The sequence below is a fragment of the Streptococcus sp. HMSC061E03 genome, assembly GCF_001813505.1.
In the GTDB taxonomy this organism is placed as follows: Bacteria; Bacillota; Bacilli; order Lactobacillales; family Streptococcaceae; genus Streptococcus.
In genome coordinates, this window is record NZ_KV812784.1 from 591,487 (window position 1) to 613,389 (window position 21,903).

At 43.2% G+C, this 21,903-nt stretch carries 22 protein-coding genes; 19 read left to right on the top strand and 3 right to left on the bottom strand.

Annotated elements, in window-relative coordinates:
• Nucleotides 1–92: 92 nt before the first annotated feature.
• From pepT to HMPREF2917_RS03065, 3 genes are read right to left on the bottom strand one after another with little or no spacing between them, the layout of a single operon-like run.
• On the bottom strand, nt 93–1,313 hold the full coding sequence (pepT, locus tag HMPREF2917_RS03055; RefSeq protein ID WP_070466036.1) for a peptidase T: 1,221 nt from the start codon (nt 1,311–1,313) through the stop codon (nt 93–95).
• A 2-nt stretch (nt 1,314–1,315) separates the two neighbouring features.
• Nucleotides 1,316–2,137: a Cof-type HAD-IIB family hydrolase gene (locus tag HMPREF2917_RS03060; protein ID WP_070588940.1), complete on the bottom strand. Its 822-nt coding sequence runs from the start codon at nt 2,135–2,137 to the stop codon at nt 1,316–1,318.
• Entirely contained in the window at nt 2,134–2,889 is a 756-nt protein-coding gene (locus HMPREF2917_RS03065) for a LexA family transcriptional regulator (RefSeq protein ID WP_070588941.1), read from the bottom strand. Before HMPREF2917_RS03065 ends, HMPREF2917_RS03060 begins: the two co-directional genes overlap by 4 nt.
• 195 nt (nt 2,890–3,084) lie before the next feature.
• Here HMPREF2917_RS03065 and HMPREF2917_RS03070 point away from each other — a divergent pair, with 195 nt between their 5' ends.
• The 19 genes from HMPREF2917_RS03070 to HMPREF2917_RS03160 all read left to right on the top strand — a co-directional run bounded on the left by HMPREF2917_RS03070 (nt 3,085) and on the right by HMPREF2917_RS03160 (nt 21,897).
• Complete coding sequence (locus HMPREF2917_RS03070) at nt 3,085–3,522, top strand: GNAT family N-acetyltransferase (RefSeq protein ID WP_070588942.1); 438 nt, start codon at nt 3,085–3,087, stop codon at nt 3,520–3,522.
• 66 nt (nt 3,523–3,588) lie between these two features.
• Nucleotides 3,589–5,415 (top strand): translation elongation factor 4, encoded by a 1,827-nt coding sequence (lepA, locus tag HMPREF2917_RS03075; protein WP_070588943.1) that lies wholly within the window; start codon nt 3,589–3,591, stop codon nt 5,413–5,415.
• A 308-nt stretch (nt 5,416–5,723) separates the two neighbouring features.
• Nucleotides 5,724–6,368, top strand: coding sequence for a hypothetical protein (locus HMPREF2917_RS03080; RefSeq protein ID WP_070588944.1), 645 nt, complete (start codon nt 5,724–5,726; stop codon nt 6,366–6,368).
• 113 nt (nt 6,369–6,481) lie between these two features.
• A complete protein-coding gene (locus HMPREF2917_RS03085) occupies nt 6,482–7,126 on the top strand; it encodes a hypothetical protein (RefSeq protein ID WP_049474528.1) in 645 nt (214 codons plus the stop codon).
• A gap of 84 nt (nt 7,127–7,210) precedes the next feature.
• Nucleotides 7,211–7,705: a YkgJ family cysteine cluster protein gene (locus HMPREF2917_RS03090; RefSeq protein WP_003001664.1), complete on the top strand. Its 495-nt coding sequence runs from the start codon at nt 7,211–7,213 to the stop codon at nt 7,703–7,705.
• Nucleotides 7,705–8,394, top strand: a complete 690-nt coding sequence (locus HMPREF2917_RS03095; RefSeq protein ID WP_049483623.1) for a pyrimidine 5'-nucleotidase PynA — start codon at nt 7,705–7,707, stop codon at nt 8,392–8,394. Before HMPREF2917_RS03090 ends, HMPREF2917_RS03095 begins: the two co-directional genes overlap by 1 nt.
• Before the next feature lie 123 nt (nt 8,395–8,517).
• Nucleotides 8,518–8,790: a 30S ribosomal protein S16 gene (gene rpsP / locus HMPREF2917_RS03100; protein ID WP_003007475.1), complete on the top strand. Its 273-nt coding sequence runs from the start codon at nt 8,518–8,520 to the stop codon at nt 8,788–8,790.
• Nucleotides 8,791–8,810: 20 nt separating this feature from the next.
• Nucleotides 8,811–9,050 (top strand): RNA-binding protein KphA, encoded by a 240-nt coding sequence (gene kphA, locus HMPREF2917_RS03105; protein WP_003001620.1) that lies wholly within the window; start codon nt 8,811–8,813, stop codon nt 9,048–9,050.
• Nucleotides 9,051–9,157: 107 nt separating this feature from the next.
• A complete protein-coding gene (rimM, locus tag HMPREF2917_RS03110) occupies nt 9,158–9,676 on the top strand; it encodes a ribosome maturation factor RimM (RefSeq protein WP_070588945.1) in 519 nt (172 codons plus the stop codon).
• The gene (gene trmD / locus HMPREF2917_RS03115) at nt 9,666–10,382 is read left to right on the top strand and encodes a tRNA (guanosine(37)-N1)-methyltransferase TrmD (protein ID WP_070588946.1); all 717 of its coding nucleotides are present in this window, start codon (nt 9,666–9,668) and stop codon (nt 10,380–10,382) included. Before rimM ends, trmD begins: the two co-directional genes overlap by 11 nt.
• A gap of 138 nt (nt 10,383–10,520) precedes the next feature.
• The gene (locus tag HMPREF2917_RS03120) at nt 10,521–12,842 is read left to right on the top strand and encodes a CAP domain-containing protein (RefSeq protein WP_070588947.1); all 2,322 of its coding nucleotides are present in this window, start codon (nt 10,521–10,523) and stop codon (nt 12,840–12,842) included.
• Between the two features lie 230 nt (nt 12,843–13,072).
• Nucleotides 13,073–13,816 carry a DeoR/GlpR family DNA-binding transcription regulator gene (locus HMPREF2917_RS03125; RefSeq protein ID WP_003001800.1) on the top strand — a complete coding sequence of 248 codons (744 nt, stop codon included), beginning with the start codon at nt 13,073–13,075 and terminating at the stop codon, nt 13,814–13,816.
• Nucleotides 13,813–14,724: a 1-phosphofructokinase gene (gene pfkB / locus HMPREF2917_RS03130; protein WP_049472531.1), complete on the top strand. Its 912-nt coding sequence runs from the start codon at nt 13,813–13,815 to the stop codon at nt 14,722–14,724. Before HMPREF2917_RS03125 ends, pfkB begins: the two co-directional genes overlap by 4 nt.
• A complete protein-coding gene (locus HMPREF2917_RS03135) occupies nt 14,721–16,688 on the top strand; it encodes a PTS fructose transporter subunit IIABC (protein ID WP_070588948.1) in 1,968 nt (655 codons plus the stop codon). Before pfkB ends, HMPREF2917_RS03135 begins: the two co-directional genes overlap by 4 nt.
• Nucleotides 16,689–16,819: 131 nt before the next feature.
• Nucleotides 16,820–17,194 (top strand): DUF1149 family protein, encoded by a 375-nt coding sequence (locus HMPREF2917_RS03140; RefSeq protein ID WP_003001888.1) that lies wholly within the window; start codon nt 16,820–16,822, stop codon nt 17,192–17,194.
• 3 nt (nt 17,195–17,197) lie between these two features.
• Nucleotides 17,198–18,046 (top strand): DegV family protein, encoded by an 849-nt coding sequence (locus HMPREF2917_RS03145; RefSeq protein ID WP_070588949.1) that lies wholly within the window; start codon nt 17,198–17,200, stop codon nt 18,044–18,046.
• Between the two features lie 10 nt (nt 18,047–18,056).
• On the top strand, nt 18,057–18,824 hold the full coding sequence (gene dapB, locus HMPREF2917_RS03150) for a 4-hydroxy-tetrahydrodipicolinate reductase (protein WP_070588950.1): 768 nt from the start codon (nt 18,057–18,059) through the stop codon (nt 18,822–18,824).
• Entirely contained in the window at nt 18,821–20,032 is a 1,212-nt protein-coding gene (locus HMPREF2917_RS03155) for a CCA tRNA nucleotidyltransferase (protein ID WP_070588951.1), read from the top strand. Before dapB ends, HMPREF2917_RS03155 begins: the two co-directional genes overlap by 4 nt.
• Nucleotides 20,029–21,897: an ABC-F family ATP-binding cassette domain-containing protein gene (locus HMPREF2917_RS03160; RefSeq protein ID WP_070588952.1), complete on the top strand. Its 1,869-nt coding sequence runs from the start codon at nt 20,029–20,031 to the stop codon at nt 21,895–21,897. Before HMPREF2917_RS03155 ends, HMPREF2917_RS03160 begins: the two co-directional genes overlap by 4 nt.
• Nucleotides 21,898–21,903: the final 6 nt, after the last annotated feature.

Sequence of the window (21,903 nt, forward strand, 5' to 3'; positions counted from 1 at the left end):
TTTCTAGCACTTTTCTCACAGCGGAAAGTTTCGGTACATTCTCAATGATATTTAAAGGATTTGGATGTATAATCCGAATCCTTTTTTGTTTCTTATTTTTTGGTCACAATACCGATAATGGTATCAACTGCGCGTTCCATGGTTTGGAGACTTACGTATTCAAAGCGACCATGCATGTTTTCGCCACCGGCAAAGATATTAGGTGTTGGAATCCCCATAAAGGAAATTTTAGAGCCATCTGTACCACCGCGGATCGGTTCAATGATTGGAGTGATTCCAAGATCTTCCATGACTTCCTTAGCAAGGGTGATTGGTGTCATATCTTTTTCAATCACTTGCTTCATGTTGTAATACTGATCTTTGAGGGTGAGGAGAACGCGTTCGCTACCGAGCTCCGCATTCATCTGATCGGCAATAGATTTCATAAGGTCTTTGCGTTTCTCAAAGCTTTCTGTTTCAAAGTCCCGAATGATATAGCTAGCACTTGCTTCCTCGACAGTTCCATCGATGTTCATCAAGTGGTAGAAGCCTTCATAGCCTTCGGTTAATTCTGGACGTGCTCCTTCAGGGAGTTTGTTATGGAAATCAATGGCCAATTGAAGAGCGTTGATCATTTGACCTTTGGCTGTACCTGGGTGGACATTGCGTCCTTTGAAGGTGATTTCAGCCCCAGCTGCTGAGAAGGTTTCGTATTGAAGCTCTCCGAGAGGACCACCATCAACAGTATAGGCAAAGTCTACATCAAAATCCTCTGCATCAAATTGATCTGCACCGACTCCGATTTCTTCATCTGGACCAAAGCCGACACGGATTTCTCCATGTTTGATTTCAGGATGAGCTGTCAGGTATTCAATAGCTGTCATGATTTCAGCGATACCTGACTTATCGTCTGCACCCAGAAGAGTAGTACCATCCGTTGTGATCAAGGTTTGTCCCTTGTAGTTGTTCAAATGAGCAAAATCAGCTGGATCGAGTGTGAAACCAGAGTCACCAAGGGTAATGACACCGCCATCATAATTCTCAACAATTTGTGGATTGACATTTTCGGCATTGAAGTCAGCGGTATCCATGTGAGAGATAAATCCAATCTTGCGAGTAAAGCTTGGATCGTTAGCTGGAAGTGTTCCAATAGCATAGCCGTTTGGCAAATAGTAGACGTTTTGAAGACCCACGCGTTTCATTTCAGGGATCAAGACGTTTGTTGCAAAATCAACTTGTGATTGGGTACTTGGAGTGGTTGTAGAATTTTCGTCTGAACGTGTGTTAACCTTTACATAGGTAATAAAACGGTCCAACAAATTTTGGTATTTCATGATCATTCTCCTTTTTCAGTTTCAATTAATTTGTGAATAGCATGGGCCACGCCATCCTCATCATTGGTCAGGGTGATGAAGTCTGCGATTTCCTTGACAGCAGCATTGCCATTTCCCATAGCGACGCTGTAACCAGCAAAACGTAGCATTTCAAGGTCATTATTGGCATCTCCAAGAGCCATGACCTGGTCTCTCCGGTAGCCTAATGTTTGACTTAATGCTTGAAGAGCAGAAGCCTTGCTCGCGCCTTTTGGAAGGATTTCAAACAAGATATCCTGTGAACGAACAGTGTTAAAATCGGCCTCTAATGCAGCCTCGTGCTGAGCTTGGAAGGCATCAATAGCAGAAGGATCTCCTACATACATGGCTTGAAAAATAGGAACAAGGTTGGGCAGATCCTCTTCTGAGACTGGTGTCGGTTTACTATTAACAATACCCGCATCCATCGTGACAAGTTCACTGGCTTCAGGTGCGACCACTAGGTAGTGATCCATGTCAAATAAGGTTAGCTGGACGTCTATATCTTCCGTCAAAACATGCAAGCGGTACATGTCCTCAAGGCTCAATTCTTCCTTGCCAATGATTTCCCAATTCTGAGTAGACAAGGTTGTACACCCGTTATTGATAATCATATAGTAGTTGCCATCCGGAAGTCCAATCTCTTCAAAGATAGGACGGACACCCGCTAAGGGACGCCCCGTACAGATCACAATATCATACCCGGCTTCATGGGCCCGGTGGAGAGCTTCAATATTGCTTTTAGAGAGAGACTTATCCTCATGTAAGAGGGTTCCATCCAAGTCAATCGCGATTAATTGAATCATTTGATTTCCTCCAAATCAAGAGGAACAAAGCCATCAATCACTTTTCCAATCACCCCAGGTTCCTCATCTAGTGGAATGATTTGATCACTATATTTCTTATTGAGGGAAACGAGTCGAATACCGTTGGCCTCACGAAAGACACGTTTGATCAACGTTTGCCCGTCAAAATCAATGGCATAAATCGCCCCTGCTTGATCGTAATAGGTTTGCTTGATTAAGACAACGGCCCCTTTTTCGTATTTAGGCTCGAGGGAATCCGTATGAATCCAAAAAGCCAAATCGTAAGGAATCTTTTGATCAAACCAGACGATATCAGCTTGCTTTTGATTTTGGTAAGCTGCAAAAGAATCATAGACAGAATACGGGTGGTATTGCTTTTCAATTTTCTGTCTTTCTTTTTGATGGGTCAAGAGACTCTTTCCATAAGAAAGAAGATTTTCTTGATTTCCTTCATCGAGTTGTTTATACAATCGTTCAATCTCTGAATCAATGACCACAAAATCATTGCGCAATCGAGGGTCAATTTCAGCAACTGCTACCTGGAAAAAGGCTGCAATCTTCTCTAAATTTTCGGGAACGGGAAGAGAAGTTCCTTTTACATATCCAGTCAGGGTACTTGCAGGGATTCCAGTAATACGAGATAATTCGATCTGTTTTTTTCCTTGTTCTTTCAGTAATTCTCTAATCTTTTCCGATATAATCCGTAATGCCTCTTTGTCTTGAGGGCTTGCTTTTCCACGACCTCTAGCCAACGTACTCACCTCCTTGTATTTACCCTTACTATTATAATGAATTAAATCGAAAAAGTAAATAGAAATCCCTGAGAAATGCGAAAAAAGATGAATTTGATATAAATCGGATTTTCTTTTTAAATTTTATTTGGTATTCCTTTACTTTTTGAGGAAAAAAGTCTAAGATAAAACCAAAGAGTTCATGGAGGTTGAGCTATGATTCGTACTGTTCAAGTCAAAGATGCAGGTCAGATTAGAGATTTATGTTACCAGTCTTTGGGATATGATTCGACCCTTGAGAAAGTGGCAGCTCAGATTGAAAAATTCAATCTACCAGATTCGGATCATTTTTGCTTTGTTTATGAAGAGGACCAAACAGGAAATATTCTTGGTTATGTGGAAGCGGAAGTCTATGAAAGCCTCTATAGTGATGCTGGTTTAAATATTTTGGGTCTTGCGGTTTTTCCATCTGCACAAGGACGTGGGATCGGTCGCCAATTGATGGAGCGAGTTGAAGAACTTGCCAAAAGCAAGCATTATGCTTTTATCCGTTTAAATTCTGCCTCTCATCGAAAAGAAGCGCATGTCTTTTACGAACGGATTGGATATGTGGGAAATAAAACACAAAAGCGATTTTTGAAAATAATGAATTAAGATAGGCAAAGGCCTATTTTTTTTGTTATAATGAAGAGTACGATTAAATTTACTAGGAAGATGATTATGCCAAATTTTGAAGAATTAAAAAAACGACAAGAGAAGATTCGGAACTTCTCGATCATCGCCCATATTGACCATGGAAAGTCAACCTTAGCCGATCGAATCTTAGAAAAAACCGAAACCGTGTCTAGTCGGGAGATGCAAGCCCAACTTTTGGACAGCATGGACCTGGAACGGGAACGTGGGATTACCATCAAGCTTAATGCCATCGAGTTGAACTACACGGCTAAAGATGGGGAAACCTATATCTTCCACTTGATTGACACACCAGGACACGTGGACTTTACCTATGAGGTTTCGCGGTCGCTTGCTGCCTGTGAGGGAGCCATTCTTGTGGTGGATGCCGCTCAAGGGATTGAAGCTCAGACCCTAGCCAATGTTTACCTAGCGCTGGACAATGATTTGGAAATTCTTCCAGTCATTAATAAGATTGACTTGCCAGCTGCAGATCCAGAACGTGTGCGCACAGAAGTAGAAGATGTCATCGGGTTGGATGCTAGTGAAGCTGTCCTAGCCTCTGCCAAAGCTGGTATTGGGATTGAAGAGATTTTGGAGCAGATCGTTGAGAAAGTTCCAGCACCGACGGGTGATGTTGAAGCCCCTCTTCAAGCCTTGATCTTTGACTCTGTTTATGATGCCTATCGTGGGGTAATCCTTCAGGTTCGAGTGGTCAATGGAATGGTTAAACCAGGTGATAAGATCCAACTCATGAGCAATGGCAAGACCTTTGATGTCACAGAAGTTGGGATCTTTACTCCTAAAGCAGTTGGACGTGATTTCCTTGCAACTGGAGACGTCGGCTATATTGCGGCTTCTATCAAGACTGTTGCGGACACCCGCGTCGGGGATACGGTGACCCTAGCGACCAATCCAGCAAGTGAGCCCCTACATGGATACAAGCAAATGAATCCAATGGTCTTTGCCGGTCTTTACCCAATCGAATCTAACAAATACAATGATCTTCGGGAAGCCTTGGAAAAATTGCAATTGAATGACGCCAGTCTTCAATTTGAACCGGAAACTTCTCAGGCCCTCGGTTTTGGTTTCCGTTGTGGTTTCTTGGGTCTCCTTCATATGGACGTTATCCAGGAGCGCTTGGAGCGTGAGTTCAACATTGACTTGATCATGACAGCACCGTCTGTTATCTACAAGGTCAATTTGACAGATGGAGAAGCACTGGATGTCTCAAACCCTTCTGAGTTTCCAGATCCAACCAAGATCGCTTCGATCGAAGAACCGTATGTCAAAGCACAAATCATGGTGCCACAAGAGTTTGTCGGTGCTGTGATGGAATTGGCTCAACGGAAACGCGGTGATTTTGTGACCATGGATTATATCGATGAAAATCGGGTGAATGTCATCTATCAAATCCCACTATCGGAAATTGTCTTTGATTTCTTTGATAAATTGAAATCCTCTACTCGTGGCTATGCGAGCTTTGACTATGAGTTGTCTGAATACCGTCCTTCTAAATTGGTTAAAATGGATATCCTTCTCAATGGCGATACTGTCGATGCCCTCAGCTTTATCGTTCACAAGGATTTTGCCTATGAACGTGGTAAGTTGATCGTTGAGAAACTCAAGAAGATTATCCCTCGTCAACAGTTTGAAGTGCCTATCCAAGCAGCCATCGGTCATAAGATCGTGGCCCGTACAGATATCAAGGCCCTTCGTAAGAACGTCTTGGCCAAGTGTTATGGTGGGGACGTCTCACGGAAACGCAAGCTTCTTGAAAAGCAAAAAGCTGGTAAGAAACGGATGAAGGCCATTGGATCTGTTGAAGTTCCACAGGAAGCCTTCCTATCTGTCTTGTCAATGGATGAAGAATAAGATTTAGAGAGTGGGACAGAAATCGGTGATTCGTTAGAATTCGATTTCGTCGTCCCACCTCCGCACAGTTGAGTAGGGCTGTATAAGCTGATGAAATCAGCGTATTATAGCCCACTCAACCACTGCGTCTTGCTCGACAATCCAAAAATAATTAAGAGGCTAGGACTTTTGTCCCAGCCTTTTGTTTTAGGTGTAAAAGAAATAGACTGAATGAGAAAGGTTCCATCAGATGTGACACTTATACTATTTTAAAATACCCAGTTTCATGGTAGACTAGAGGAAAGAAAACGTTCTCAAGGAGGTTGAGCATGAAACACAAATTATGGGTCACATCACTGACGATTCTTTCTACCTGCACATTAACGGCTTGTAGTCACACCACTCAAAAGGACACAGCAGCTTCCTCTACAAAAGAAAGTAGCAGTAAAGTCGAAAAGCAAACAAGCAGCTCTTCGTCAAAGGATACTTCTTCTACAAAGAAAAACACTTCCAGTCAAGAAACCAAGCGGATTGGAAATGCAGATTATGGATACATCGATATTCCAAGTAAATGGTTCAAGTTCACGGATATCGATGGGACAGAAGCTGTCCAGTATACGGATGGGAGCGGCTTTAATATTGTCACCTTGAATAGCTTTACGCGGGAAAAGGCCAAAGTTCCTGCGGATATCGAGTTTAATGCAGAATTTTTAACCAAGAAACTGGCCGTAATGTGGCAAGATAACCAGGATGTTGATAAGATGACGGGAGCGCGGACTAAAGTCGCAGGTCTGGACGCTTACCAGCTTCAAATTATCATGAAATCTGGTCAATACCTGATTACTTGGGTCTTCCAGAAGGGTGAAAAAGTTTATACCATTTCTTTTGAAGGGGATGCAGAAACCTTGAAAACCTTTATCCCATACATTGAAGACACTTGGAGCCTAGATGGAACAGGCGCTGTAACGGATTGATGAAGAGAGGCTAGAATCATTTCTAGTCTCTTTATGCTATAGAAATCGCACTTTCAAATCCTAGAAAATCATGGTAGACTAGAGGAAAGTAAATACATCATTGAGGAGAGAATATGAAAAATAAGTTCCTACTCGCGTCTGTTACGTTTTTGTCTGTTGTAAGCCTTTCTGCTTGTACTAGTCCAAAGAAAGAGTCTAGTAAATCATCGGCAGCATCTAGTTCCACGAATGTGGTGAGAGAGACAACAAATTCAAGTAGTAATGTAGAGAAAAAAATTCCAGATAGTGATAAGGGGAATGTGAAAACGAAACGAATTGGATCAGCAGATTATGGCTATGTCAATATTCCAAGTGACTGGAAAAAGAATGACAATATCCAAGTCGGAGATAATATTCAGTATACAGATAAAAACGCCTTCAATATTATTGTTTTAAATGCTGCCACTAGAGAAAAAGCAAATGTCCCTGAAGGAGTGGAATTTAATGCAGAGCTAATAGCTCAAAGATTGGAGAGTAGGTGGAATGATTATAAAATTGTTGAGAAAATGACAAAATCTACGACGACTGTTGGAGGAAATGAGTCGCTTAAAATACATATTTTTCTCAAGTCAGGCCTGCAGGTTGCTGGTTGGGTATTCCAAAAAGATGATAAGGTTTATTTGATTGTTGTTGAAGGATTTGAGAAAACAATAACTCAATTTACTCCTTATGTCGAAAACACTTGGAGCCTAGATGGAACAGGTGCCGTGACCGATTAATCAAGTGAGATAGATCGCAGGATCTATCTTTTTTCACGTTCTTTATGGTATAATCTTTCTATTGTTTAGAAGAGGAAATAGAGGATGACACAGGAAATTGATATTGAAAAATACCATCAGTTAGCTCTCCAAAAGCAAAAGGAGCACCGCAAGGTATTGGCAAATCTCAAGAAGAAGCCACCTAAGAATTTAGATAAAATAGCGCAAGAAATCCACGATGAAGTTTTCCAAGAAATCGATTGTACCGCTTGTGCCAATTGCTGCAAAACCTTAGGCCCCGATTTTAAGGAAGCTGATATCACGCGGATCGCCAAATATTTCAAGATGAAACTCCCAGCCTTTGAGGCAGAATTTCTTCAAGTTGACGAAGATGGGGACAAGGTTTTTAAATCCATGCCTTGCCCCTTTCTTGGTGGGGACAATCTCTGTTCCATCTATGATGTTCGCCCAAAAGCTTGTCGGGAATTCCCTCACACCGATCGTAAGAAGATTTATCAGATCAACCATCTGACTATCAAGAATACCCTCACTTGCCCAGCGGCTTATTTATTTGTAGAAAAATTGAAGGATCGTTTGTAATGGCATATACATTTTTACTTTTTGATTTGGACCATACCTTGTTGGACTTTGAATCTGCTGAAGAAACAGCCTTGACGCAGATGTTAGAAGACATGGATTTTCCAGATGTACAGGCCTTTAAGGATTACTACAAACCCATGAACCAAGGTCTCTGGAAGGATTTGGAGCAAAAGAAGTTAACCAAGCAAAAGCTAGTGGATAGTCGGTTTGCGATCGGGTTTGCCCACTTTGGGATTTCTGTTGATGGGGCTGAGATGGCTCTTCGCTATCAAGATTACATCAGTCTTCAAGGGCAGTCTTTCCCAGGTGCGGAGGACTTACTGGCCCGACTTGAAAAAGCGGGTTACCAGCTCTATGGTGCAACGAATGGAGTGACCGCCATTCAAGAAGGACGCTTGGCTCATTCTACAATTGCTTCTTATTTCAAAGAGGTCTTTATCTCTGAGCAGCTTCATACTCAGAAACCAGAACCTGCATTTTTTGACAAAGTTGGCCAACTGATTCCAGGTTTTAGCAAGGAAGAGACCCTTATGATCGGAGATTCCTTGACGGCGGATATCGCAGGAGGCCATGCTGCGGGGATTGATACCGTCTGGTATAATCCTGATCGTAAGGAAAATACCAGCCTGGTAGTACCGACTTATACCGTTAGCAACTATCAAGAAATCGCCGATTTACTGATAAAATAAAAAATTTTAAATACTGTCAAGTTTTTTTCTTGACAGGTCTATAAAATGTGTTATAATAGATCATGTGCTAAATAGCTTGTCTATTTCACCGAAAATTAAAATATAGAAAAGAGACTTATAAAAATGGCAGTTAAAATTCGTTTGACTCGTATGGGTTCTAAGAAAAAACCTTACTACCGTATCAACGTAGCAGATTCACGTTCACCACGTGATGGACGTTTCATCGAAACAGTTGGAACTTACAATCCACTTGTTGAAGAAAACCAAGTAACTTTGAAAGAAGACCGCGTTCTTGCATGGTTGGCTGATGGAGCTCAACCTTCAGATACAGTTCGCAACATCCTTTCAAAAGCTGGTGTGATGAAGAAATTCCACGATTCTAAATTCTCAAAATAATTTTTTAAGTAGGTTGATGTATGGATACGATTGAAAATCTCATTATTGCAATTGTGAAACCCTTGATTTCACAACCGGATGCCTTAACCATCAAGATCGAAGATACTCCTGAATTCTTGGAGTACCACCTTGACCTTGATCCTAGCGATGTTGGTCGTGTAATCGGTCGAAAAGGTCGCACCATTTCTGCGATAAGAACGATTGTCTACTCTGTCCCAACTGAAGATAAAAAAGTAAGAATCGTTATTGATGAAAAATAAAAAGGCGGGACTTAGTCCCGTTTTTTTGTTGGAAGGCTCAGTGAGCACCGTTGAGAATTGTTGCTGAACGTGATAAAATAGAGTGAATAAACTACACTGGAGAAATCATGAATTACTTTAATGTTGGGAAAATTGTCAATACCCAAGGCTTACAAGGAGAAATGCGGGTCTTGTCTGTGACAGACTTTGCGGAAGAGCGTTTTAAAAAAGGAGCTGAGTTGGCTCTCTTTGATGAAAAGGATCGTTTTGTCCAAACGGTGACCATTGCCAGTCATCGCAAGCACAAGAACTTCGACATTATTAAGTTTAAGGATATGTACCATATCAATGCCATTGAGAAATTCAAGGGCTTTAGCCTCAAGGTTGCAGAAGAAGACTTGACGGATTTGGATGAGGGCGAGTTTTATTACCATGAGATCATCGGGCTTGATGTTTATGAAAATGACCAGTTGATCGGTCAGATAAAGGAAATCCTGCAACCAGGTGCCAATGATGTCTGGGTTGTGAAACGCAAAGGCAAACGAGACCTTCTCTTGCCTTATATCCCACCAGTGGTGCTCAATATCGATATCCCGAGTAATCGGGTCGATGTGGACATCTTAGAAGGGTTAGACGATGAAGATTGATATTTTAACCCTCTTTCCAGAGATGTTTTCTCCTCTTGAGCATTCCATCGTCGGAAAGGCGCGTGAAAAGGGTCTTCTCGAGATCAACTACCATAATTTCCGTGAAAACGCGGAAAAGGCGCGCCATGTGGATGATGAACCCTATGGTGGCGGGCAAGGCATGCTTCTACGCGCTCAACCGATTTTTGATGCCTTTGATGCGATTGAGAAAAAGAATCCGCGCGTGATCCTGCTGGATCCTGCTGGTCGGACCTTCGACCAAGCCTACGCAGAAGAGTTGGCTCAGGAAGAAGAATTGATTTTTATCTGTGGTCACTATGAGGGCTACGACGAGCGGATCAAGACCTTGGTGACGGATGAGATTTCTCTTGGCGATTATGTCCTGACGGGTGGCGAACTAGCGGCCATGACCATGATTGATGCGACGGTACGCTTGATTCCAGAAGTGATCGGGAAAGAGTCCAGTCACCAGGATGACAGTTTCTCCTCTGGTCTCTTAGAGTATCCTCAATACACACGGCCTTATGAATACAGAGGAATGACGGTTCCCGATGTTCTCATGAGTGGTCACCATGAAAATATTCGTCAGTGGCGCCTCTATCAGAGTTTGAAAAAGACCTTAGAACGTCGGCCAGACTTGCTAGAAAACTATGAGTTAACAGCAGAAGAAGAGAAGATGTTGGACCAAATTAAACAAGAAGACTAACAGCGTCAGCTGTTTTTCTTTTGCCTCAAAAATTTATGAAAAAAACTTTTTAAACCTACTAGTTATTGGTAACAAAATGTGGTATGCTAAGGGGTAGAGAAACTTCAAGAAAATGATTAAGTTTTGGGGGTGAGTTTAATGGGAAAGAAATTAGGAAAATCGGTTTTCACGACAGGGATTGCTGCAACAACAGTCCTATCTGGTATGTTTCATCACAAAGCAAATGCCGAAGAGGTCAAGCAAAATGAAAATCCAGAAACCAACAGCACGGAAGTAGTCGAGAAACCAATTACAGTTGATGAGTTGAAGCAAATCACAGCTCAAAAAGGCCAAGTGGTGAAAGATGTCCACTACCAAGAGCAAAAAGTGATCGATGCTCAAACGGAAGTCAAGGCTGCTGGACAAGAACTGGAAGAAAAGAAAGCAGAAGTGACGGATGCGGAAAACCTCATCGCAACGACTTCGGATGCCCAAGTTCAGAATGCAGAAAATGACGTCAAGGTGGCTCAAGCCTATGTGACCATCGAAGAAAATAAGGTTCGAGAAGCAGAAGCTGCACATGACCAAGTCGTAGAGGCTGTTCGTCAACAGGAAAATCAAGTTACTGCTCAGGAATCTTTGGTCGATGTAGCTCAAAATGAATTGAACCAAGCCAAAGCACCGATTTCAAATGATGAGAATGTGCTCAACCAGGCTTTGTTGGAGCAAAGCCAAGTCGAGCAAAGTATCCGAGAATCTCAGAATTACCTTGCGACCTTGCAAGCGAGTCAGCAAACTGGCTCAGATACAGTGGCTCAAATTGAGAGCGACATTCAACTGGCTCAAACACGTCTGACAGATTTGAAAGCGGTCATCGCCACCAAGGAAGCAGAATTGGCAGCTTTAGAACAAGCAGCGGCCAATAGTCCAGTTCAGTTGAGTCAAGCGACTTATGAAGGTTATTTGCAACACTTAGCCGAGAATGGCAATGAAGCTGCAGCGAGTGCTTTAGCCCTCTACAAGCGTGGTCGGGAAGAAGACGGCTTGACAGTTGGAGAGTCTGGATCTTTGCAAGCCAACCTTCGAGCTCTTGAAATTGCCGATGCCATCAATAGCTATCGTCGCAATGCCGGCCTGCCTGAATTAGAGCTGGATCCTTATTCCCTTCCTGCCAGCCAAGTACAGTTGGAATACTTCAAGAAAGCCAACTGGCATATGTTTAAGTATTTGCCAAACGAGAACATTGCATATGGCTTCTCACCTGCTGGTGCGGTTGACTTTTGGTACAATGAAAAAGCGGCTTATCAAGAAGTAGCGGCTCAATATGGTCTACCGACAGACGAAACACAAATTGATGCCAACGATATCTATATGAAGATTGGGGCTGAGGCCTTTGCTAAGGTTGGTCACTATCTCCAAATGGTAGACAACAAAGCGACAGCTTTATCAGTCGCTTATGACCCAAGTAATGCCATGTCAGAAGCAGCTTTCTTACACAGCCCAGTCAATTCAGCAGTGTCAACCAGTGCACTCGCTTACCAATTGCGTCAGGGAGCTGGGGCCACGACGACAAGATCAGATGTGAAAGCAAAATCTGATGAAGTCGCTAATCTCAAGTTAGACAAGGCCAATCAAGAGTCTCAAATCATTATCTTGCAAGGCAAATTAGAAGATGCCCGCCATGCTAATTCAAATGTGGCAGTAGAGATGTCTAATGTCCAAAAGACCATCCAAAATTACAAGATTCTTCTCGTTAGCAAGGACCATGCGGTTGAAAAGGCGAAGGCGACTCTTGATGTATCTCGAGGTCGGATTGAAGCAGCTATCCAACCAAAAGAAGCAGCCCTTCAAAAAGCGAAAGATTTGTTGGCAGCTGCGCGTGAGAAATTAGATCGTTTAAAAGCGGAAGAAGCAGAAAAAGCCCAAGTCGTTCAAGAAGCGCATGAAGGCTTGAAGGCGGCGCAAGAACGTCTGGTTGCTGCTGAAAAACGTCTTTCTGACTTTAAAAACGCTCCAGAATTATTGGTCAAAGCCCAATCAGTTTTATCTGCTGCGGTGGCTAATTTGGAAAATAAAAAAGAAAAATTGGAAGCAGAATTCACAACTCTTCAATCTTATCAAAGTGTCGTGGAATTGTTGAATTCCCAATATGAAGATCTAGCGTCACGAATGGATCCAGCTATTTTAGAAGCAGCAGATATGCCAATGGATATCCGCTCAAGCAATCCAACAACTTTCACGGATAGACCAACAGTTCTTCCAACAACTACCAATAGTCCGAAAGTGCAAGCACCAACAGCTAGTCCAGCGCCAAAACAAGAAGCTAAAGTAGAAGAAATCAACCCCAAAAAAGAAAATAGCCAAGCTGTGGCAAGTACAGATTCTTCCAAATATGCAGTAGCAACAACAGGTGTTGCCGTTGGGTTACTTGCTGGATTGTTTGGTTTCAAGAAAAAGAAACAATCTTCAAAAAATGATTAAGACATACCGAAGATAGAATAGATACTTAGACACTTTATTGCTTAAAATCTTCAAAGAAGATATATGAGGGTGGGAAAAGAACTCTTTTAACAAAATGAGTTCTTTCCTGCTCTTTTTTTGTACACTTTTGAAACTTTTGAAAGAAAGTGACAGAAAATGATAAAAAATTGTTGACATTTTTTGAAGAAAGAGTATAATGGTTTTTGTAATCGATTGCAAAAGGAGGAGAAATGCTTAAGTCTGAACGAAAACAATTCATCCTCGAGAAGGTACTGAAGGAAAAATTTGTTTCCTTAGAAACCCTTGTACAAGAGCTAGGGACGTCTGAATCAACGGTTCGACGTGACTTGGATGAATTAGAAGCTGAAAGTAAACTTCGCCGGGTTCACGGTGGTGCGGAAAGCCTGCATTTTCTTCAAGAGGAAGAAAGCAATAAAGAAAAATCTATCAAAAACATTCAAGTTAAGTCAAAAATCGCTGTAAAAGCAGCGGAATTGATCAAAGATCATGATGTGATCTTTATCGATGCCGGGACGACCAATGAACTTTTGGTACAAGAAATTGTCAATCCAACAGTAACCGTGGTGACCAACTCGATTCACCATGCGACCAAGTTGGTCGAGCGAAATGTTCCGACGGTCATCATCGGTGGGAAGGTAAAATCTTCTACAGATGCTAGTATCGGAGGGATCGCGCTCAATCAAATCGGTCAGTTGAATTTTGACAAGGCTTTTCTTGGAATGAATGGAATCGATGATGAATTTTACAGCACTCCAGACCTGGAAGAAGGATCTGTCAAGCGTGCGATTATCGAAAATGCGAAAAAAACCTATATCCTAGCGGATGATTCGAAAATTGGGGTGACATCCTTTGTCAAAGTGGCTCCTATCAAGCGAGCCATGATTATCACCAATCAATGTGAACCGCAACGATTAAAGGTTTTAAAAGAAAAAACGGAGGTTATAGAGGTTTGATTTATACAGTAACACTGAATCCAGCAATTGACTATATTGTCCGTCTCGATCATGTAGAGACCGGTGCAGTCAATCGGATGGCTTCAGAAGATAAATTTGCCGGTGGTAAGGGAATCAATGTCAGTCGTGTCTTGAAACGTCTCGATATCGAGAACACAGCAACTGGATTTATCGGTGGTTTCACAGGACGCTTCATTGAAGACGTACTGACCAGTGAAGCTATTTCAACCAACTTTGTGACAGTGGACCAAGATACACGGATCAATGTCAAGATCAAAGCTGATGAGGAAACAGAGATCAATGGGAATGGCCCAGAAGTGACGGAAGCTCAGTTGCAAGAATTGCTCAACATCTTATCGAGCTTAACAGCAGATGATGTGGTAGTCTTTGCAGGATCTGCCCCATCTTCACTTGGGAATGCCGTTTACAAACAATTGATCGCAGCAACTCGTGCGACAGGTGCACAAGTCGTTTGCGACTTTGAAGGGCAAACTTTGATTGATTCCTTGGAGTTTAATCCGCAATTGGTCAAACCAAACAACCATGAGTTGGGAGATATTTTTGGCGTTACCTTGACGGAATTGCCAGAAATTGAACGCTACGCTAAAGAAATCTTGGCCAAAGGTGCACAAAACGTCATTATTTCCATGGCGGGTGATGGTGCTCTCCTTGTCAGTCCAAGCGGCACTTACTTCGCAAAACCAATCAAGGGTCAAGTGAAGAACTCTGTCGGGGCTGGAGATTCCATGGTGGCTGGCTTCACTGGGAAGCTCGCAACGACGGGAGATGTTATCGAAGCCTTCAAATGGGGAGTGGCTTGTGGCACAGCGACCACCTTCTCAGATGATTTGGCGACAGCGGACTATATTAAAGAAACTTATGAAAAAGTAGAGGTAGAAAAACTATGAAAATTCAAGACGTTTTAAATAAAAACGTGATGTTGTTTGACCTTCAAGCAACAGATAAAGAAGGCGTGATCAATGAGATGATCCAATCGCTCGTTGACAATGGTGTGGTGACAGATTTTGAAACTTTCAAAGCTGGGATTATGAACCGTGAAGCACAAACTTCAACTGGTTTGGGTGACGGAATTGCCATGCCACACAGCAAAAATGAAGCAGTCAAAGAAGCAACGGTCTTGTTTGCAAAATCAAACAAGGGTGTGGATTACGCATCTCTTGATGGTCAACCAACAGACTTGTTCTTCATGATTGCAGCTCCAGAAGGAGCAAACGATACTCACTTGGCAGCCCTTGCTGAATTGTCTAAGTACTTGATGAAACCAGGATTTGCGGACAAACTTCGCCAAGCAAGCACTCCTGATCAAGTCATTGCAGCCTTTGATGCAGAAGAGCAAGAAGCTGCCGCTGAAGAAGCGAAAAAAGCAGAAACGGTCAAAGAAGCAGCTTCATCTGACAAACCTCTCATCGTTGCCGTTACAGCATGTACAACAGGGATCGCCCACACTTATATGGCAGAAGAAGCCCTCATCAAAAAAGGGGAAGAAATGGGTGTCACAGTCCGCGTTGAAACCAACGGGGCATCTGGTGTCGGCAATCGCTTGACTGCTGAAGAAATCGCCAAAGCTGAAGGGGTCATCATTGCAGCAGATAAAGCAGTTGAAACCGCTCGTTTCGATGGCAAAAAATTGATCTCTAAACCAGTCGCAGCTGGTATCCGTCAGACAGAAGAATTGATCCAAACCATCTTGGATGGCAAAGCAGATGTCTTCCACGCTGAAAATGCAGCACAAGCTAGCGCTAGCCAAGAGAAATTGAGCTTGGGTGGAGCTTTCTACAAACACCTGATGAGTGGGGTTTCTCAAATGCTTCCATTCGTTATCGGTGGTGGTATCTTGATCGCCCTTGCCTTCTTGATTGACCAAGTTCTTGGTGTGCCTCAAGATCAATTGTCTAGTCTTGGTTCTTATCATGTATTAGCAGCACAATTTAAAACAATTGGTGGAGTAGCCTTTGGCTTCATGCTTCCTGTACTTGCAGGTTACATTGGATTCTCAATCGCTGAAAAACCTGGTTTTGTAGCAGGGTTTATCGCTGGATCTATTGCTAGCTCAGGGTCAGCATTTGGAAATATCGCCTACGGTGCTGCTAAAGGTGAATTACCAGCAGCCGTATCATCAGGTTTCCTTGGAGCTTTGGTAGGTGGTTTCCTTGCAGGTGGAGTTGTTCTCTTACTTCGCAAAGCCCTTGCAGGTCTTCCACGTTCACTTGATGGTATCCGCTCTATCCTTCTCTTGCCATTGCTTGGTGTTGGTTTGACAGGATTCTTGATGTTCCTCATCAATATTCCAATGGCTGCTATCAATACTGGTCTTAACAACTTCCTTTCAAGCTTGTCAGGTAGCTCAGCTGTCCTTCTTGGACTTCTCGTCGGCGGTATGATGGCTGTCGATATGGGTGGACCAGTTAACAAAGCCGCTTATGTCTTCGCTACAGGTACACTTGCTGAATCTGTTGCTTCAGGTGGTTCTATTGTTATGGCAGCCGTTATGGCAGCTGGTATGGTTCCTCCATTGGCAGTATTCGTAGCAACAGTCTTGTTTAAAGATAAATTCACACAAGAAGAACGAGATTCAGGTTTGACAAACATTGTCATGGGTCTTTCCTTCATCACAGAAGGTGCCATTCCATTCGGTGCAGCTGACCCAGCTCGTGCCATCCCTAGCTTCATCGCAGGTTCAGCATTGACAGGTGCTCTTGTTGGTCTTGCAGGCTTGAAACTCATGGCTCCTCACGGAGGAATCTTCGTTATCGCCCTTACATCAAATCCACTTCTTTACATCTTGTTCGTATTGATCGGTGCAGTTGTAAGTGGTATCTTGTTCGGATTGCTTCGTAAACCTAAAAACTAAATATGATTAAAAGGTTGGGAATGCCCAACCTTTTCTTCTTGTACAAGTGAAAAAATCACCTCCTTCGGCGTTGGTATCTTGAGCTGAATTATGATATAATAAGCCTATCGCATATTTTTAGGAGAATAAAAATGGATATTCAACGTGAAAAAGAATTTGTCAGCCAATACCACTATGATGCTCGTAATTTTGAGTGGGAAAAAGAAAATGGCATCCCTGAAACAAAAGTAGATGTAAACTTTCAATTAATCAATCGTGATCAAGAACAAAACACAACTTCTTTGATTGTCATCTTGAGCTACATGATCGTTTTTGACGGTTTTGTGATCAGCGGAACCATCACTCAAATCAACCACTTGTTTGGTCGTTATGTCAATGAACCAAGTGAATTCAGCAAAGACGAAGTGGAAGAATTGGCTCGCCCTTGCTTGAATATGCTCAACCGTTTGACTTATGAAGTCACAGAAATTGCCCTCGATTTACCGGGTATTAATTTGGAGTTTTAATCAATGAAATTAGCAGTGATCACGGATTCGTCTGCCTATTTACCGCAAGACGTGCTCCATCACGACGACTTATTTATTTTAGAGATCCCGATCTATATCGATGGGGAGTCTTATGTTGAAGGGAAGAACCTGACACACGATGAGTTCTACCAAAAGATGGCTGCGTCTAAGGAATTGCCAAAGACTAGCCAGCCGAGTGTTGCAGAGTTAGAAGAAGTCCTATCTGGTTTGACAGCTAAGGGCTATACGCATGCTATCGGTCTTTTCTTGTCATCTGGTATCTCAGGTTTCTACCAAAATATCCAATATTTGAAGGATGAATTCGAAGGCTTGACCGTCGAATTTCCGGACTCAAAAATCACCAGTGCTCCTCTAGGAATGATGGCAGAAGACTGCTTGAAATGGGCTGGTGAAGGCCGTTCTTTCGATGAGATTGTTGCCAATGTCCAACACCAGATTGATGGAACCTCTGCCTATATCATGGTGGATGATTTGAACCACTTGGTTAAAGGTGGTCGTCTGTCAAATGGGGCTGCCATTCTTGGGAACCTCTTAAGCATCAAGCCTATTCTTCATTTTAATGATGAAGGCGTGATTGAGGTCTTTGAGAAAGTCCGGACGGAAAAGAAAGCCATGAAACGCTTGGTAGAGATTGTTGTATCAGATATCGCAGATGGTCATTACCAAGTCTTTGTCATCCATGCCAATGTCCCTGAAAAAGCAGAAGCACTTCGCCAACTGCTCATTGAAGAAGGAGTGGAAGGTGATATTCCTTTTGCTACCTTTGGAGGGGTGATTGGGACGCACTTAGGTGACCATAGCTTAGCAGTTGGGTATATCCCTATCGTTTAAGGAGAATTCTATGTCAATTAAAGTCATTATCGCAGGTTTCAAGGGAAGAATGGGACAAGCAGCCTACAAGATGGTTTCTGAAGATCCTGAGTTAGAATTAGCTGGCTTGATCGATCCGTTTACTGATGAGACAGAGGTTGCAGGAGTCCCTGTCTTTAACCACAAAGAAGATGTTGTGGGTCTAGAGGCAGATGTTTGGGTCGACTTTACCATGCCCAAGGTCGCTTACGAAAATACTCGCTTTGCAATTGAAAATGGCTTTGCGCCTGTTGTGGGAACGACTGGATTCACTCCTGAGCAGATCCAAGAATTGACAGACCTTTCACGTCAAAAGGACTTGGGTGGTTTGATTGCTCCTAATTTTGCTATCGGAGCTGTGCTCTTGATGCAATTTGCAGCGCAAGCAGCCAAGTATTTCCCGAATGTAGAAATTATCGAATTGCACCACGATAAGAAAAAAGATGCACCGAGTGGAACAGCGATTAAGACCTCTGAGTTGATCTCTGAGAAGCGCGATAAGATCCAGCAAGGTGCAGCAGATGAAGAAGAGTTGATGCCTGGAGCAAGAGGGGCAGAGTTTGAAGGGATGCGCATCCATTCGGTTCGATTGCCTGGCCTAGTGGCTCACCAAGAGGTGATTTTTGGTAGCCAAGGCGAAGGCTTGACTCTCCGACATGATTCCTATGATCGTGTTTCCTTCATGACAGGAGTAAATCTAGGGATTAAAGAAGTTGTCAAGCGTCATGAGCTTGTCTATGGTTTGGAACACTTACTATGAGATTAGAAAAGATGCCTTCTGAGTTTCAGGAGGCTTTACCAATATTAGAGAAGATTAAAGCAGCTGGTTTTGAGGCCTATTTTGTCGGGGGATCTGTTCGAGATGCCCTCTTGGATCGTCCCATTCACGATGTCGATATCGCTTCCTCCTCATACCCAGAAGAGACCAAGGCGATTTTTGATCGCACAGTAGATGTCGGTATCGAACATGGGACCGTCTTGGTTCTTGAAAATGGGCAAGAATATGAGATTACGACCTTCCGGACGGAGGATGTCTATGTCGATTATCGGCGTCCAAGCTCCGTGTCTTTTGTACGCTCACTAGAAGAAGACCTCAAGCGTCGTGATTTTACGGTTAATGCCTTTGCCTTAAATGAAAAAGGAGAGATTGTTGACCTCTTTCATGGACTAGAAGATTTAGAAAACAAGGTCCTTCGGGCGGTTGGGCTTCCTCATGAACGCTTTAACGAAGATGCGCTCCGGATCATGCGAGGCTTTCGTTTTCAAGCCAGTCTTGGCTTTGAATTAGAAGAGGCAACCTTTTATGCCATGAAGGAGTGTGCGCCTTTACTTGAGAAGATTTCAGTAGAGCGTACCTTCATCGAGTTTGATAAACTCTTGCTTTCTCCATACTGGAGACAAGGATTGGAGGCTATGCTAGCCAGTGGAGCTTATCACTATCTGCCAGAGATGAAGGATCGCAAAGAAGCAATCGAGCGTTTGTTTGACATAGAGTTGGAGTATACCTTTTCAACTTCTGAGCAAGCCTGGGCTGCTTTGGTCTTAGCACTAGAGATTCAAGATATTCCAAAATTCTTTAAGAAATGGAAGACTTCTAGAGAGTTTGCCAAGACGGTGGAGCAGATCGTGGAAATTCTTAAGCTCCGAGAAAATGGAAGCCTAGACAAGCGTGCTTGCTACAAGTATGAGAAGCGTTTGTTGCTAGTGGCTGAAGAGCTTCGGGAAGCGTATGCCTTGAGTGTGGATTATTTGGCCATCGAGCGCGTTTATGATAGCTTGACCATTCAAGATAAACATGAAGTGGTGGTTAATGGTGGTATGTTGATCAAAGACTACGGCTTTCAACCTGGTCCAGCCTTAGGAGAGATTTTGACAAAAATTGAATATGCCATTGTCGATGGGGAACTGGCCAATGAAAAAGAGGCCATCATCGCCTATATCCAGCAAGCAAAAGAGGAGGAAAAATGAGCGATTTTATTGTCGATAAATTAACCAAATCTGTCGGAGATAAGACCGTCTTTCGTGAGATTTCCTTTATCATTCACGACTTGGATCGGATTGGATTGATCGGGGTCAATGGGACTGGGAAGACCACGCTATTAGATGTGTTGTCAGGTCGCTCTGGCTTTGATGGAGATGTGAGTCCTTTTTCTGCCAAGAGTGATTATACAATTGGCTACTTGACCCAGGAACCAGACTTTGATGATCAAAAGACAGTTCTGGATACGGTGCTATCTAGTGATTTGCGTGAAATGCAGCTGATTCGCGATTATGAATACTTGATGGCGGATTACCGAGAAGAGAACCAAGCACGTCTTGAAAAGGTCATGGCGGAGATGGATTCGCTTAATGCTTGGGAAATCGAGAGTCAGGTCAAGACAGTCCTTTCTAAGCTTGGAATTGAAGACTTGAACGCCAAAGTTGGGGATCTATCTGGGGGCTTGCGTCGTCGGGTACAATTGGCACAGGTTTTGCTGTCACATCACGACCTGCTCTTACTAGATGAGCCGACCAACCACCTGGACATTGATACCATCGAATGGTTGACCAATTTCTTGAAGAACTCTAAGAAAACCGTGCTCTTCATTACTCACGATCGCTATTTCTTGGATAATATCTCGACGCGGATCTTTGAGTTGGATCGAGGTGGCTTGATCGAGTATCAGGGCAACTACCAGGATTATGTCCGCTTAAAGGCCGAGCAAGACGAGCGTGATGCGGCCCTTCTTCATAAGAAGCAGCAACTCTATAAGCAAGAGTTGACCTGGATGCGGCGTCAACCCCAGGCGCGTGCGACCAAGCAACAAGCGAGGATCAATCGTTTCCATGATCTCAAGCAAGACTTGTCTGGTCAAAGCAACCAGACGGATTTGGAGATGAACTTTGAGACCAGCCGAATCGGAAAGAAAGTCATCGAGTTTAAAGATGTGAGTTTTGCTTTTGAAAACAAGCCGATTTTACAGGATTTTAACCTCTTGGTGCAAAACAAGGACCGCTTCGGGATCGTCGGGGATAATGGCGTCGGCAAATCGACCCTGCTCAATTTGATCGCCGAGCGACTACAGCCTCAGTCTGGGCAAGTCATTATCGGAGAAACCGTGCGGGTGGCTTATTTCTCACAACAGATTGATGGCTTGGATGAGAGCAAGCGCGTGATTAATTTTCTCCAGGAAGTTGCTGAGGAAGTGAAGACAACCGTTGGGACAACATCAATTGCAGATCTCTTGGAGCAATTTCTCTTCCCACGTTCTATGCACGGAACCTTGATTGAAAAACTCTCTGGTGGGGAGAAGAAGCGCCTCTTTCTCTTAAAACTCTTGATTGAAAAACCCAATGTGCTTCTCCTCGATGAGCCGACCAATGACTTGGATATCGCTACCCTGACAGTTTTGGAAAACTTCCTTCAAAACTTTGGTGGGCCAGTCATTACCGTCAGCCACGACCGCTATTTCCTTGATAAGGTAGCAAGCAAGATCCTGGCTTTTGAAAATGGGGGCATTCGTGAGTTCTTTGGCAATTATACGGATTACCTGGATGAAAAAGCTTTTGAAGCAGCTCAAGTAACGGCCAGTCACAAGGTTGAAAAAGAGAAACCTGTCAAGCCAAAAGAAGAGAAGAAGCGCATGAGCTACATGGAAAAGCAAGAGTGGGCGAGTATTGAAGCAGATATCGAAGCCATTGAAAATCGGATCGCAGAGATTGAAGTGGAGATGAATGAAAACGGCTCTGACTTTGGCAAATTGTCAGCCCTTCAAAAAGAACTGGATCAGGAAAATGAGCGACTACTTGAGAAGTACGATCGCTATGAATACCTGAGCGAATTAGATGAATAAGGAGGC